12 protein-coding genes and 2 riboswitches are annotated in these 14009 nt (G+C 66.3%); of the genes, 10 read left to right on the forward strand and 2 right to left on the reverse strand.

What is annotated here, in order from left to right:
• The first annotated feature begins 46 nt into the window (after positions 1-46).
• Both OX89_RS10970 and OX89_RS10975 read left to right on the forward strand, forming a co-directional pair.
• Positions 47-934: an ABC transporter permease gene (locus OX89_RS10970; protein WP_015913285.1), complete on the forward strand. Its 888-nt coding sequence runs from the start codon at positions 47-49 to the stop codon at positions 932-934.
• A gap of 16 nt (positions 935-950) precedes the next feature.
• A complete protein-coding gene (locus OX89_RS10975) occupies positions 951-1745 on the forward strand; it encodes an ABC transporter ATP-binding protein (RefSeq protein ID WP_011805195.1) in 795 nt (264 codons plus the stop codon).
• 90 nt (positions 1746-1835) lie between these two features.
• On the opposite strand, the gene OX89_RS10980 is transcribed toward OX89_RS10975, so the two are convergent.
• Positions 1836-2849 (reverse strand): AraC family transcriptional regulator, encoded by a 1014-nt coding sequence (locus OX89_RS10980; protein WP_047350647.1) that lies wholly within the window; start codon positions 2847-2849, stop codon positions 1836-1838.
• Positions 2850-2962: 113 nt separating this feature from the next.
• Between OX89_RS10980 and OX89_RS10985 the strand changes: the two genes are divergently transcribed.
• Positions 2963-4969 (forward strand): TonB-dependent receptor domain-containing protein, encoded by a 2007-nt coding sequence (locus tag OX89_RS10985; protein ID WP_084002050.1) that lies wholly within the window; start codon positions 2963-2965, stop codon positions 4967-4969.
• Positions 4970-4991: 22 nt separating this feature from the next.
• Here the strand turns inward: OX89_RS10985 and OX89_RS10990 are convergent, their stop codons facing one another.
• Positions 4992-5450 (reverse strand): Lrp/AsnC family transcriptional regulator, encoded by a 459-nt coding sequence (locus OX89_RS10990; protein ID WP_047350658.1) that lies wholly within the window; start codon positions 5448-5450, stop codon positions 4992-4994.
• 293 nt (positions 5451-5743) lie between these two features.
• Here OX89_RS10990 and OX89_RS10995 point away from each other — a divergent pair, with 293 nt between their 5' ends.
• The 7 genes from OX89_RS10995 (at position 5744) to OX89_RS11025 (ending at position 13968) form a co-directional block, all read left to right on the forward strand.
• On the forward strand, positions 5744-6715 hold the full coding sequence (locus OX89_RS10995; RefSeq protein WP_047350649.1) for a TRAP transporter substrate-binding protein: 972 nt from the start codon (positions 5744-5746) through the stop codon (positions 6713-6715).
• Positions 6716-6792: 77 nt separating this feature from the next.
• Positions 6793-7287 carry a TRAP transporter small permease gene (locus OX89_RS11000; RefSeq protein ID WP_015913282.1) on the forward strand — a complete coding sequence of 165 codons (495 nt, stop codon included), beginning with the start codon at positions 6793-6795 and terminating at the stop codon, positions 7285-7287.
• Between the two features lie 82 nt (positions 7288-7369).
• Positions 7370-8647 carry a TRAP transporter large permease gene (locus OX89_RS11005; RefSeq protein ID WP_011805188.1) on the forward strand — a complete coding sequence of 426 codons (1278 nt, stop codon included), beginning with the start codon at positions 7370-7372 and terminating at the stop codon, positions 8645-8647.
• Positions 8648-8653: 6 nt separating this feature from the next.
• A riboswitch (glycine riboswitch) is annotated at positions 8654-8746 on the forward strand.
• 19 nt (positions 8747-8765) lie between these two features.
• Positions 8766-8880: riboswitch (glycine riboswitch) on the forward strand.
• Between the two features lie 44 nt (positions 8881-8924).
• On the forward strand, positions 8925-10055 hold the full coding sequence (gene gcvT, locus OX89_RS11010) for a glycine cleavage system aminomethyltransferase GcvT (protein ID WP_015913280.1): 1131 nt from the start codon (positions 8925-8927) through the stop codon (positions 10053-10055).
• Between the two features lie 103 nt (positions 10056-10158).
• Positions 10159-10533, forward strand: a complete 375-nt coding sequence (gene gcvH, locus OX89_RS11015) for a glycine cleavage system protein GcvH (protein ID WP_011805186.1) — start codon at positions 10159-10161, stop codon at positions 10531-10533.
• Between the two features lie 68 nt (positions 10534-10601).
• A complete protein-coding gene (gene gcvP, locus OX89_RS11020) occupies positions 10602-13496 on the forward strand; it encodes an aminomethyl-transferring glycine dehydrogenase (protein ID WP_047350650.1) in 2895 nt (964 codons plus the stop codon).
• Between the two features lie 70 nt (positions 13497-13566).
• Positions 13567-13968 (forward strand): FKBP-type peptidyl-prolyl cis-trans isomerase, encoded by a 402-nt coding sequence (locus OX89_RS11025; protein ID WP_015913278.1) that lies wholly within the window; start codon positions 13567-13569, stop codon positions 13966-13968.
• Positions 13969-14009 lie beyond the last annotated feature (41 nt).

Here is a 14009-nt window from a genome sequence, read left to right on the forward strand (position 1 = left end):
GCCATGGCGCCATGGCTCCTGCTTTGTTTTCTATCCGCCACTGTCCATGTCACTCTTTTCCCTGCTGGGTGCCGTCGAGATCGGCCTGATCTTCAGCCTGGTCGCGCTGGGCGTCTTCATCTCGTTCCGGCTGCTGCGCTTTCCCGACCTGACGGTGGACGGCAGCTTCCCGCTGGGCGGCGCGGTCTGCGCCATCCTCATTTCCACCGGCCATAACCCCTACGTGGCCACGGTGGCCGCCACCGCTGCAGGGGCTGTTGCCGGTCTGGTCACGGGCTGGCTGAACGTGCGCCTGAAGATCATGGACCTGCTGGCGTCCATTCTGATGATGATCGCGCTGTACTCCATCAACCTGCGCATCATGGGCGGCCCCAACGTACCGCTGATCAACGACGAGACGCTGTTCACCTTGCTCCAGCCGCCGGGCCTGGACGACTATTGGTCGCGCCCGATGATCCTGCTGGTGATCGTGATCGCGGCCAAGCTGTTCATGGACTGGTTCTTCGCCACCGAGCGCGGCCTGGCCATCCGAGCCACCGGCTCCAACGCGCGCATGGCCCGCGCACAAGGCATCAACACCGGCGCCATGGTGCTGCTGGGCATGGCCGTATCCAACGCGCTGGTGGCACTGGCGGGCGCGCTGTTCGCGCAGACGCAGGGCGGCTCGGACATTTCCATGGGCATCGGCACCATCGTCATCGGCCTGGCCGCCGTGATCGTGGGCGAGAGCATCCTGCCCTCGCGCCGCCTGGTGCTGGCCACGCTGGCCGTGATCATCGGCGCCATCGTGTACCGCTTCTTCATCGCGCTGGCGCTCAACAGCGACTTCATCGGCCTGAAGGCGCAGGACCTCAACCTGGTGACTGCCGTGCTGGTCACCATCGCCCTCGTGATTCCGCAGCTCAAGCGCAAGCTGGCCGCACGCGGCCGCTGAAAGGAAGGCTCTCCCCATGCTGAGCGCACAAGACCTCTTCATCACCTTCAACCCCGGCACGCCCATCGAAACGCGCGCGCTGCGCGGCATGTCGCTGGACATCCCGGCGGGTCAGTTCGTCACCGTCATCGGCTCCAACGGGGCAGGCAAATCCACCTTCCTGAATGCCATCTCGGGCGACCTGTCGGTGGACACCGGCCGTATCGCCATCGACAACCAGGACGTGACGCGCCAGCCCGTGTGGGAGCGCGCCCGCCGCGTGGCGCGCGTGTTCCAGGACCCCATGGCCGGCACCTGCGAAGACCTCACCATCGAGGAGAACATGGCCCTGGCCCAGCAGCGCGGCACGCGTCGCGGCCTGCGCGGCGCCGTCAAGCAGTCCGAACGCGCCATGTTCCGCGAACGCCTGGCCACGCTGGGCCTGGGTCTGGAGAACCGCCTCACCGACCGCATAGGTTTGCTGTCGGGCGGCCAGCGCCAGGCCGTGAGCCTGCTCATGGCGGCATTGCAGCCCTCGCGCATCCTGCTGCTGGACGAGCACACCGCCGCGCTGGACCCACGCACGGCCGATTTCGTGCTGCAGCTCACGGCCCGCATCGTGGCCGAGAACCAGCTCACCACCATGATGGTCACGCACAGCATGCGCCAGGCGCTGGACGTAGGCCAGCGCACCGTCATGCTGCACCAGGGCCAGGTGGTGCTGGACGTCTCGGGCGACGAGCGCGCGCGCATGGACGTGCCCGACCTGCTGCAGATGTTCGAGAAGGTGCGCGGCGAGAAGCTGGCCGACGACGCGCTGCTGCTCGGCTGATGCTTCTCTATTAATAGCTACTAGCGCGTTTCAGGAAAGCGCTAGAGGGCAATTTCGCTTCAAATACGGGAAGCGTGCGCCGCGCGGTAATCACCGCTTCGCGCGGAGATTTTTGGGCGAAAAGCCGTAGAGCCGGCGAAAGGCGGTGGAGAAATTCGCAGGGCTGCGGTAGCCCGCCAAGTCCGCCGCCTGCGCCACGGTGATGCCCTGTGCCGTGATGGCATCGGCCGCCCTGCGCAAGCGGCCTTCGCGCAAGTGTTCGAAGATGGGCTTGCCGAATGCCTGGCGGAACTGCGTTTGCAGGGTGCTGGCGTTGCAGCCCATGTGCCGCGCGATTGCGCCCATGGTGAGGGAGTCAGCGGCGCCGCTGTCGAGCCAGTCGCGCAGATGGCATGCCCTCTGGTACGCGGTTGGCCGCAATCCGGCTGCCTCGCATGCGGCGGCGGAATTGGCGGGCGCGACCCACTGCGCCAGCGCCTCGATGACCAGTTCGAGCGTCAGGCACTCCTGCTGCAGCCCCCTGAGCCGCCCGTACAGCACCTGGCCCTCTGCCAACAACTGCTCGGCAACGTACACCGCCCTGGGCGAAGGCGCCCACGCCGTCATGGACAGGTGGGGCAGCGCGTTCAGGTGGCCCAGCCCCGCCTTGTCCAGCCATTGCGGCGTCAGCGTGAGAACCAGCATGCGCTCGCGCGACGGCGCGCGGCAGCGGTGCTCGTACGGCGCCGGCCCGCGCAGTGCCACCACGGCCGCCCGGGCCCCCCCGCCCGGGGGCACCTCCACCGGCAGGACCAGGGGGCCGATGCGCAGCCTGCCGCCGCCCTGCAGCTTGAACACGATCTTGATCCCGCTCTTGGTCAGCGGGAAGCGGCTGGTCAAGCCACGCAGGTACGCGATGTCCGTGCGGTGCAGGAAGAACCCGGCGCGCAGTTCGACCAGGGACAGCGTGCCGTTGAACACGGAACCGCCGACGGCCTGCTCGGGCCCGCTCAGAGCCCCACCGTGCGCCAGCCGGTCCAGCAGCAGGGCCGTCATTTCCCCCGCCTGGGGCTCGGCCTGCCGGCGATTCACGATCGAGGCAAAGGTTTTTGTCGCGGCAAACATATTCCCTGTCAGCGCAAAAGAAGAAGAACGGAGCTGTCCCGATACTACACGCCAGTTGATAATCATTCTCAATCTCAGCGGTCTCGCCACACCTACCAGGCGCTCCCTCTTCCATGTTCGTGAAACACCCTTGCCCCTACCCCTTGCTTCTGGCCCTGCCCGGCCTGTTCTCGGCCTCTCTCGCGCTGGCGCAGGAGCCCACACTCGCCACTGTCAGCGTGCAGGAAAAACTCGTGTCCGACGTGACCACCACCGTCACCAGCGAAGCTGTGCAGACCCACGCGGCGCGCAGCCTGGGTGAGATGCTGCGCGACGAGCCCGCCGTGTCGGTGGGTGGCGGTGCGGCCATCGCACAAAAACTCTACATCCGGGGCGTGGAGGATTCCATGCTCAACACCACGCTGGACGGCGCGGCGCAGAGCGGCCGGGCGTTCCACCACCAGTCCCGCCTGCTGATCGACCCGGAACTCATCCACAGCGTGGAGATTGACCGCGGAGCCACACCCGCGAGTGCCGGGCCGGGGGCCCTGGCAGGCTCCATCCGCATGACCACCAAGGATGGCCGGCAGCTTCTGCGCGACGGCCAGACCTTTGGCGCCAGCGTGCGCGGCGGCGTGGCATCCAACGACGGGCACCGCTGGGGCGCGGCGCTGTACGGCCTGGCGGGCGAGAGCGTGGACTTTCTGGTGTCCGCCAACCGTGACGACAACGATGATTACCAGGCGGGCGACGGCATCCGGCAGACGCACAGCGGCTCCAAGCAAAGCAGCGGGCTGGGCAAGCTCAACTGGCGCATCGCCGCCGGCCACCGCCTCACGCTGGGCTATCAGGCCGTGCAGGACGAGGGTTCGCGCTACCTGCGCCCCAACTTCTGGCAGGGCCAGGGAAATTCGCTCATGCCCCAGAAGACCACGCGCGACACATTCACCGTCACCTACCGCTATGACGGCACGCGCACCCCTCCGGCCATGGAATTGGGACTGTTCTCCGACACGATGAAGGTCACGCGCACCACGACGGCCGCGCAACCGCAGTTCAACAAGCCGCAGGGCTATCGGTTCGGCGAAGAGATCGCCTCCAGCGGGCTGAACCTCAAGGCCGCCACCCGCGTGGCGGACGCCACCGTGCGCTACGGACTGAACATCCATCGCTTCGAGATGAACGCCGTCCATGCCCGCCCGCCCGCCGCATCCACCAGCAACGGGCGCGAAGAAAGCAGCGTGAAGGGACTGTTCGCCGAAGGCAGCATCCCCCTGGGCGACCAGTTCCTCCTGGGGGCGGGCGCGCGCTACGACTGGTACGACTACACCGACAACCACGCACAGCGCATCTCCAGCCGCGGCCTGAGCCCCAACCTGTCGCTGACCTGGATGGCCAGCGACGCGCTGAGCGTGCGCGCGTCCGCGGGCACCACCCTGCGCGGCGCGGGGCTCAAGGAGGCGTTTTATGTGGACAACACCCGCTGGCGCAACGACCCCGACCTGCGGCCAGAAAAGGCCCGCAACGTCGAGCTGGGCGTGAACTACCGCGAGGGCCCCTGGAGCGCCAAGGCCACCGTGTTCCGCCAGCAGATCCGCAACTTCATCACCACCACCACTGGCACGACCTGGGCCGTGGCCAACGTGGGCACGATGAAATCCTCAGGCTACGAGGTCGGCGTGGCGTGGAACCGCGGCGTATGGCGCAGCGGCCTTGCGGTGGCCAGCGCCAGCCCCCAACTCAATGGCTACGACCTGGGCGATGAAGCCTACGGGCTGGGCGTGTCCACGGGCCGCAGCTGGAACCTGGACCTGGGCTACCGCATCCCCGCGTGGAACCTGGACCTGGAATGGTTCGGGCGCTTCGTGGAGTCCAAGAACTCGACCGAATACCTGATCTCCGAAGGCCGCACCGCCACCAAGCGCAAGCCCGGCTTTGGCGTGCACGACGTCTACGTCAACTGGCTGCCCTACGGCAACGACCGCTTGCGCGTGACCTTCGGTGCGCGCAATCTGTTCAACAAGTTCTACTACGATCAGGGCAGCTACGCCTACTACGTGAGTGCCGCTGGCGTCATCAGTGGCCGGGGCTTCGCCGAGCCGGGCCGCAACGTACGCCTGGACGTGACGTGGAAGTTCTAACGGCCAATCGTCGCGGGAAGCGTTAACCCGGGAACAGGGGCAGGTCCGCCTTCTTGAGCGTGCGCAACACGAAGCTCGAGCGGCTGTGGCGTATGCCCTTGATCCTGTACAGCTTCTCGCGCAGCAGGCGCTCGTAGTCGCGCGTGTCCTTGACCACCACGCGCAGCAAGTAGTCGTAGTCGCCAGAGACCAGGTGCGCCTCCACCACTTCCGGGATACTGGCAAGCATCTCGCCGAACTTTTCCAGCGTGTTGTCCGAATGGCTGTCCAGCGTCACCTGCACCAGCACCGTGTCGCCCAGCCCCAGCGCCAGCGGGTTCAGGCGCACGGTATAGCCTTCGATCACGCCGGCCTCCTCCATCTTCTTGATGCGGCCCCAGCACGGCGAGGGGCTCAGGCCGACGGCGGCGCCAATCTCTTGCAGGCTGGCGCGTGCATTGCCTTGCAGGACGGAGAGAATTTTTCTGTCTAGGCGATCCATGTGCTGCATTATTCGTGAAACCTAGATACCACAGAAAATTTTTCTTCAATGTAGGTTTTTATAGAGAAATTCAGCAAATTCATCCACAACCCGCGGCGCATACTTCCTCTCCATCAAGGCGCTCTTACCGGGGCGCACGACATTGACGAGACCCCGCCCGGTTACCGCTGGGCGGGGACTTGGCAAGACGGGCCAAGGCGGCCTTCTCAAGTCCCCGCGCAAACCCCTATGACCTGCGTCATGTTGCATTGCCATAATTTTTCGGCAGCACCCGCAGATTCACAGGAGACAACATGCAGCTGACCAAACTTGCGCTGGGCCTGGGCTTGGCACTGGGCATGGCCGCAACGGCCTTGGCACAAACCACAATGCGCATCAGCATCTCGACGGCGCAGAACTCCCACCAGGGCGTCGCCATCGACACGTTTGCCAAGGAGGTCGAAAAGCGCACCGGCGGGCGCTACAAGGTGCAGACCTTCTACAACGGCGCGCTGGGCGGCGAGCGCGAATCCATCGAGGCGGTGCAGTTGGGCACGCAGGAGTTGGCCTTCAGCTCCACCGGTCCGGTGCCCAACTTCGTGCCCGAGACGAAGATCCTGGACGTGCCCTTCCTGTTCCGTGACAAGGCGCACGCCCGCGCCGTGCTCGACGGCCCCATCGGCCAGGACCTGCTGGCCAAGTTCGACGCCAAGGGCTTCAAGGCCCTGGCCTGGGCGGAGAATGGCTTTCGCCACATGACCAACAGCAAGCGCGACGTGAAGACGCCCGAGGACTTGAAGGGCCTGAAGATGCGCACCATGGAGAACCCGGTGCACATCGCCGCGTACAAGGGTTTCGGCATCATCACCACGCCCATGGCCTTCCCCGAAGTGTTCACCGCCCTGCAACAAGGCACGGTGGACGGCCAGGAAAACCCCCTGCCCGTCATCATCTCGGCCAAGTTCGACCAGGTACAAAAGCACCTCTCGCTGACGGGTCACGTGTACTCGCCCTGCCTCTTCGTGATGAACAAGGCGGTGTTCGACAAGCTCTCCCCTGCGGACAAGCAGGCCTTCATCGACGCCGCCAAGGAGGGCACCAAGGCCAACCGCGCTCGCGTGGACGAGGACGACGCCAAGGGCGTGGCCGACCTGCGCGCCAAGGGCATGACGGTGATCGACGATCTGGACAAGTCCAAGTTTGTCGCCGCGCTCGCGCCCGTGAACGCGCAGTTCGAGAAAGAGTTCGGCAAGGCCAACCTCGACAAGATCCGCAACTACAAGTGACGCTCACTTTTCAGTAGCTGCTACCGCCCGTGGATCATGCGCCACGGGCGTTTTTATTCATATTTTCGTGAGTGCGCATGAAAACCTTCTTCCTCTCCTGCGAGCGCTGGAGCACCGCCGTCGCCATGTGGGGCGCCTGCGCCATGCTGGCGCTGGCCTCGGCGCTCGGCATGTTCCAGATCCTGATGCGTTTCGTTTTCGAAGAGCCGGCCGAGTGGACCGAGGTGCTGATCCGCTTCAGCCTGATCTGGATGGTGTTTCTGGCGATTCCCATGGCATTCCGGCAGGGCGCCATGGTCAGCGTCGACGTGCTCTACCGCTGGAGCCCGCGCCCGCTGCGCCGCGTGCTGGACTGGGTGGTGTGCCTGGCAGCGCTGGCGCTCATCGCCGTGATCATCTGGTGGGGGTGGGACTACGCGCGCCGCGGCGGCGTGCAGTCGATGGCAGGGCTGGAGTCGGTTTCGATGTTCTGGGCCTATCTGGCCATGCCCGTGGGTGGGCTGTTCAGCATCCTCGGCATCGTGGGCAATCTGATCGACCCGCAGCGCCATGAACTGGAGACTGCCCAATGAGCGCCGCGCAGAGCCGCCTCAAGCAAGTGAGCGGCCCCCTCGGGGGGCCGCGGGTACATGAAATGACGCGCGTGGGGGCCCTATGACCACGGTCATGATCTCCACCATGGTGCTGTGCTTCGCGCTCACCATATCCGTGGCCGTCTCCATCGGGCTGGCCTCCATCCTGGGCATCCAGGTGGCGAACGCCAACATGCTGATCTCCGTGAAGGAGATGTTCGCCTCCATCAACAAGTTTCCGCTCGCAGCCATTCCGTTCTTCATCCTGGCGGGCAACCTCATGGAGACCGGCGGTATTTCGCGCCGGCTCGTGGAGTTTGCCAAGAGCATCGTGGGCGGCGTGCAGGGCGGCCTGCCCATGACCTGCGTGCTCACCTGCATGATCTTCGCGGCCGTCTCAGGGTCATCGGTGGCGACCACGTTCGCCATCGGCGCCATCCTGATTCCCGCGCTCATCAAGCATGGCTACCCCACCAGCTACGCGGCCGCGCTGCAGGCCACCAGTGCCGAGCTGGGTGTGATCATCCCGCCGTCGATCCCCATGATCCTGTACGGCGTGGCGGCCGAGGTATCGATCGGCGAGCTGTTCATCGCCGGCTTCGGCCCCGGCATCCTGATCAGCGGTGCGCTGATGTTGTTCGTCTGGGTGTATTGCAAGTACAAGGGCTGGGGCAAGCATGACGGCGATGGGCGCATGCCCTTCGGCCGCGCACTGCTGCAGGCGGGCTGGGCACTGCTGATGCCAGTCATCATCCTGGGCGGCATCTACGGCGGCGTGTTCACGCCCACCGAGGCCTCTGCCGTGGCCGTGTTCTACGCGCTGGTGGTGGGCATGCTGATCTACCGCGAGATCCGCGTCGCGGACCTGTTCGCCATCCTACGCAAGTCGGCCATCTCGTCGGCGGTGATCATGTTCATCATTGCCAATGCGGGCCTGTTTGCCTTCCTCATCACGCGCGCTGGCGTGCCGGACGCCATCGGCCGCTGGCTGCAGGAGGTGCTGCAGTCGCCCGCGCTGTTCCTGCTGGGCGTGAATGCCGCGCTGTTCGTGATCGGCATGTTCATCGAGACCAGCGCCGCCATCATCGTGCTGGCGCCGATCCTGGCGCCGGTGGCCCAGCACTTCGGCGTGGACCCGGTGCACTTCGGGCTGATCATGGTGGTGAACCTGGCGCTGGGCATGATCACGCCGCCCTTTGGCGTGAACCTGTTCGCGGCGTGCACGGTGGCGCGCATCTCTCTGGATCGCATCGTCGCCCACCTGCTGCCGTTCGTGGGCGTGGTCCTGCTGTGCCTCCTGGTCATCACCTACGTGCCATCGCTTTCATTGGCCCTGCGTGATCTCGTGTACGCAAAATAGATAGAATCCGTCCCGTCAGGAGAGAGTCCGCGCCCCTCAGGGCCGGGCCGCCGAAGGCGCAGGCAGCAGCCGAACGCTCAGGCAAAAGGACTGGCGACACGCCCGCAGGGATGCGGGTGTTTCCCTTGCTGGAGAGAGGCCGCAGCAGCATGCGGCCCACCGAAGGAGCAAGCCCCGCGACATGCCATGCAGGCGGGGTGAATCTCTCAGGTAAAGCGGACAGCGGGGCAAATCGGCGATCGAGAGATCGCTCCACCATTTGCCTTCGCCCATTGCCATGTCCGCCATGTCCGACCTGCTCACCACTCCCCTCAACGCCCTGCACATCGAACTGGGCGCCCGCATGGTGCCCTTCGCCGGCTACTCCATGCCCGTGCAATACCCCATGGGCCTGATGGCCGAGCACCACCACACGCGCACGGCGGCCGGCCTGTTTGACGTGTCGCACATGGGGCAGCTCAAGCTGGTCGGCCCTGACGCCGCAGCCGCGTTCGAGACGCTGATGCCCGTGGACGTGGTCGACCTGCCCGTAGGCAAGCAGCGCTACGGCCTGCTCCTCAATGACGAGGGCGGCATCATCGACGACCTCATGTTCTTCCGCATGGCGCAGGACGAACTCTTCGTGATCGTCAACGGCGCCTGCAAGGTGGGCGACATTGCCCACATCCAGGAGCGCATCGGCCAACGCTGCCAGGTGATTCCCATGCCAGACCAGGCCCTGCTCGCGCTGCAGGGCCCACAGGCGGCTGCGGTGCTCGCGCGTCTGGCACCAGGCGTGGACAAACTGGTGTTCATGACCGGCGGGCATTTCGACATCGCCGGGGCGCAGTGCTTCGTGACGCGCAGCGGCTACACCGGAGAGGACGGCTTCGAGATCTCGGTGCCCGCCACGCAGGCCGAGGCCCTGGCGCGCACGCTGCTGGCCCAGCCCGAGGTCAAGCCCATCGGCCTGGGCGCACGCAACTCGCTGCGCCTGGAAGCCGGCTTGTGCCTATATGGCAACGACATCGACACCACCACCACCCCACCCGAAGCCGGCCTGAACTGGGCCATCCAGAAGGTGCGCCGTACAGGCGGCGCGCGCGCTGGCGGTTTTCCCGGCGCCGACAAGGTGCTGGCCCAGATCGACAGCCCGGCCACCCTCACGCGCAAGCGCGTGGGCCTGGTGGCGCTGGAGCGCGTGCCCGTGCGTGAGCACACCGAGTTGCAAAACGAGTCGGGCGAGCGCATCGGCGAAGTCACCAGCGGCCTGCTGGCCCCCACTGCCGACAAGCCCATCGCCCTGGCCTACGTAATGCCCGCCCATGCCGCCCCCGGCACCCGTGTGAACGCCATGGTGCGCGGCAAGGCCGTGCCCATGGAAGTGGCTGCCACGCCCTTTGTTCCCACACGCTACTACCGCGGCTGAATTCACCACGGCGAACTGCCACCGCGCCCAGGTCCGCCCGGCTACAGTGCGGGCTGACCACTCTCAAACCTTTTCCTTCCACTTCTTCTTCCCGGAGCCCCCCATGAGCATTCAGTTTTCCAAAGACCATGAATGGATCAACGCAGCCGACCCGGCCGCGGCCGTCGTCGGCATCACCGTCCACGCGCAGGATGCGTTGGGCGATGTGGTGTTCGTGGACCTGCCCGCGGTGGGCACCACCTTTGCCCAGGGCGACGTGGCCGGTGTGGTCGAGTCCGTCAAGGCCGCTGCCGATGTCTACATGCCCGTGTCCGGCGAAATCGTCGAGGTCAACGAGGCCTTGCGCGCCGACCCGTCCCTGGCCAACTCCGACCCGCTGGGCGCCGGCTGGTTCTTCAAGGTCAAGCTCAGCGACGCCGGCCAGCTCGCCGGCCTGATGGACGAAACGGCCTATACCGCCTTCGCCCAGAACGCCTGATGCACCCGCGGCGCCGTGCACACGGCGCCGCCGCACCGCCCCATCGCTCTTGAGACTGGTCCCTCGCCATGCAGATGCCCTCCCCCCTGCCCCTGGCGGCGCTTGAAAACGCCGCTGAATTCCTGCCCCGCCACATTGGCATCGACGCCGCCGACGAAGCACACATGCTGTCGGTGATCGGCGAGGCTTCGCGCCGCGCGCTCATTGATTCCATCGTGCCGCGCTCCATCGCGCGCCAGCGCCCCATGGACCTGCCCGCGCCGGCCACCGAGGCCGCAGCGCTGGCTGAACTCCAGGCCATTGCGTCGAAGAACCGCATCCTCAAGAGCTTCATCGGCCAGGGCTACTACGGCACGCACACGCCGGGCGTCATCCTGCGCAACGTGCTGGAAAACCCTGCCTGGTACACGGCCTACACGCCCTACCAGGCCGAGATCTCCCAGGGCCGCATGGAGGCGCTGCTCAACTTCCAGACCATGGTGTGCGACCTCACGGCCATGCCCATCGCCAACGCCTCCATGCTCGACGAGGCCACCGCTGCCGCCGAGGCGATGACGCTGGCCAAGCGCTCGGTCAAGTCCAAGAGCGACGTCTTCATCGTGGCCGGCGATGCGCACCCGCAGACCATCGAAGTCATCCAGACCCGCGCCGCCCCCATCGGCATCACCGTGGTGGTGGCCAATTCCCAGGAGGAATGGCAGGCGGCCCTGGCCGGCGACTTCTTCGCCGCCCTCATCCAGTACCCTGCCAGCAGCGGCTGGGTGCAGGACTGGCAGGCCGACGTGGACGCCATCCACGCCAAACAGGCCGCCGCCATCTTCGTTACCGACCTGCTGGCGCTCACGCTGCTCAAGGCCCCCGGCGAGTGGGACGCCGACATCGTGGTGGGCTCCACCCAGCGCTTTGGCATGCCCATGGGCGCCGGCGGACCGCACGCCGCCTTCATGGCCTGCCGCGACGAATTCAAGCGCAGCCTGCCCGGCCGCTTGGTGGGCGTGAGCGTGGACGTGCACGGCAAGCCCGCCTACCGCCTGGCGCTGCAAACGCGCGAGCAGCACATCCGCCGCGAGAAGGCCACGAGCAACATCTGCACGGCCCAGGTGCTGCCGGCCGTGATCGCCAGCATGTACGCCGTGTACCACGGCCCCGAGGGCCTCACGCGCATCGCCCGCCGCGTGGCGCGCTTCACCGCCATCCTGAGCCGCGGCCTGGCGCAGCTGGGGTTCACCAGCCACCACCATGGCTCGGCCTTCGACACACTCAGCCTGCACACCAAGGATGCTACGGATTCAATAGCTGCTCGCGCAGTCCAGATGGGCGCAAACCTGCGAAAAGCCTGGAATGAATACCTGTGCATCTCGCTGGACGAGACCACCACCCGCGCCGATATCGAGCTGCTGTGGAAGATCTTTGCGCGGGACGGCCAGCAACTGCCCACCATCGAGGCGATGGACGCGGCCGGCGCACCGGCGCTGTTCCCGGATGCTCTGGCGCGCACCAGCCGCTTCTTGGCGCACCCGGTGTTCAACACCCACCATTCCGAAACCGGCATGCTGCGCTACATCCGCCAGCTGTCCGACAAGGACCTGGCGCTGGACCGCACCATGATCCCGCTGGGCTCGTGCACCATGAAGCTCAACGCCACCAGCGAGATGATCCCCATCACCTGGCCCGAGTTCGCCCAAGTGCACCCGTTCGCCCCGGCCGACCAGCTCGAAGGCTACCGCCTGCTCGACGAGCAACTGCGCGCCTGGCTGTGCCAGGCCACGGGCTACGCCGGCATCAGCCTGCAGCCCAACGCAGGCAGCCAGGGCGAATACGCCGGCCTGCTGGCCATCAAGGCCTACCACGCGGCGCAGGGGCACGCCCACCGCAACATCTGCCTGATCCCCAGTAGCGCGCACGGCACCAACCCCGCCAGCGCCCAAATGGTGGGCATGCAGGTCGTGGTGACCAAGTGCGACGAGAACGGCAACGTGGACATGGCGGACCTGCAGGCCCAATGCGAGAAGCACAGTGCCAACCTCGCCTGCGTGATGATCACCTACCCCAGCACGCATGGCGTGTTCGAGACCCAGGTGAAGGCCTTGTGCGAGCTGGTGCACAGCCACGGCGGGCGCGTGTATGTGGACGGCGCCAACATGAACGCCCTGGTCGGCGTGGCCGCGCCGGGCGAGTTCGGCGGCGACGTGAGCCACCTGAACCTGCACAAGACCTTCTGCATCCCCCACGGCGGCGGCGGCCCCGGCGTGGGCCCGGTGTGCGTGGTGGAGGACCTCGTGCCCTACCTGCCCGGCCACGCCACGGGCGGCATTGCTTCCAAAACAGGAGCTGTCAGCGCAGCTCCCTTGGGCAATGCAGCCGTTTTACCCATCAGCTGGATGTACATCCGCATGATGGGCGCCGACGGTCTGCAGGCCGCGACCGAGACAGCGATCTTGAGCGCCAACTACATCAGCGCGCGCCTGAAGGACCACTATCCCACGCTGTACGCTTCCGCCAACGGCCATGTGGCCCACGAGTGCATCCTGGACCTGCGCCAGTTGAAAGACACCAGCGGCGTGATGGCCGAGGACGTGGCCAAACGCCTGATCGACTACGGCTTTCACGCACCCACGCTGTCGTTCCCTGTGCCCAACACGCTGATGGTGGAGCCCACCGAGAGCGAGACGCTGTTCGAGCTGGACCGCTTCATCGACGCGATGATCGCCATCCGGCGCGAGATCCGCCAGATCGAGGCCGGCACCTGGCCGCAGGACGACAACCCCCTCAAGAACGCGCCCCACACGGCCGAGTGCCTGCTGGTAGCCGACTGGCAGCACCCCTACCCGCGCGATGCGGCAGCCTATCCCGTTGCCGCCCTGCGCCAGAACAAGTACTGGAGCCCCGTGGGCCGTGTGGACAACGTCTACGGCGACCGCAACCTGTTCTGCAGCTGTGTTCCGGTGAGCGAACTGGGCTGACGGCCTTCTCCGCTCAGGCATTCACAAAGGCCCTACCATCGGGCCTTTGTTGCTTCTGAACATTTGACCCATGCGCCCCCTTCTCGCACTGCTCGCATCGCTTGCCCTCGCCTCCGCAGCCCAGGCGCAGGCCCCCGCCGTCACCACCGGCAGCGGCCTGGTCTATGAGTCGCTCAAGGACGGCAGCGGTGAATCACCCAAGGCCACCGACACCGTCAAGGTGCACTACCGCGGCACCTTCCCCGACGGCAAGGAGTTCGACAGCTCCTACAAGCGCGGCGAGCCGACCGAGTTCCCGCTGAACCGCGTCATCCCCTGCTGGACCGAAGGCGTGCAGCGCATGAAGCCGGGCGGTAAGGCCAAGCTCACCTGCCCGCCGGCGATTGCGTATGGCGCGCGCGGCGCGGGCGGCGTGATTCCGCCCAACGCCACGCTGAATTTCGAGATCGAGCTGCTGTCGGTGCGCCGCTGAACGAGGCAGCGGCACCGGCCTGTGGGGCACTAGGCAGACGC

The sequence above is a fragment of the Diaphorobacter sp. J5-51 genome (assembly GCF_001023515.1).
Taxonomy (GTDB): Bacteria; Pseudomonadota; Gammaproteobacteria; order Burkholderiales; family Burkholderiaceae_C; genus Diaphorobacter; species Diaphorobacter nitroreducens.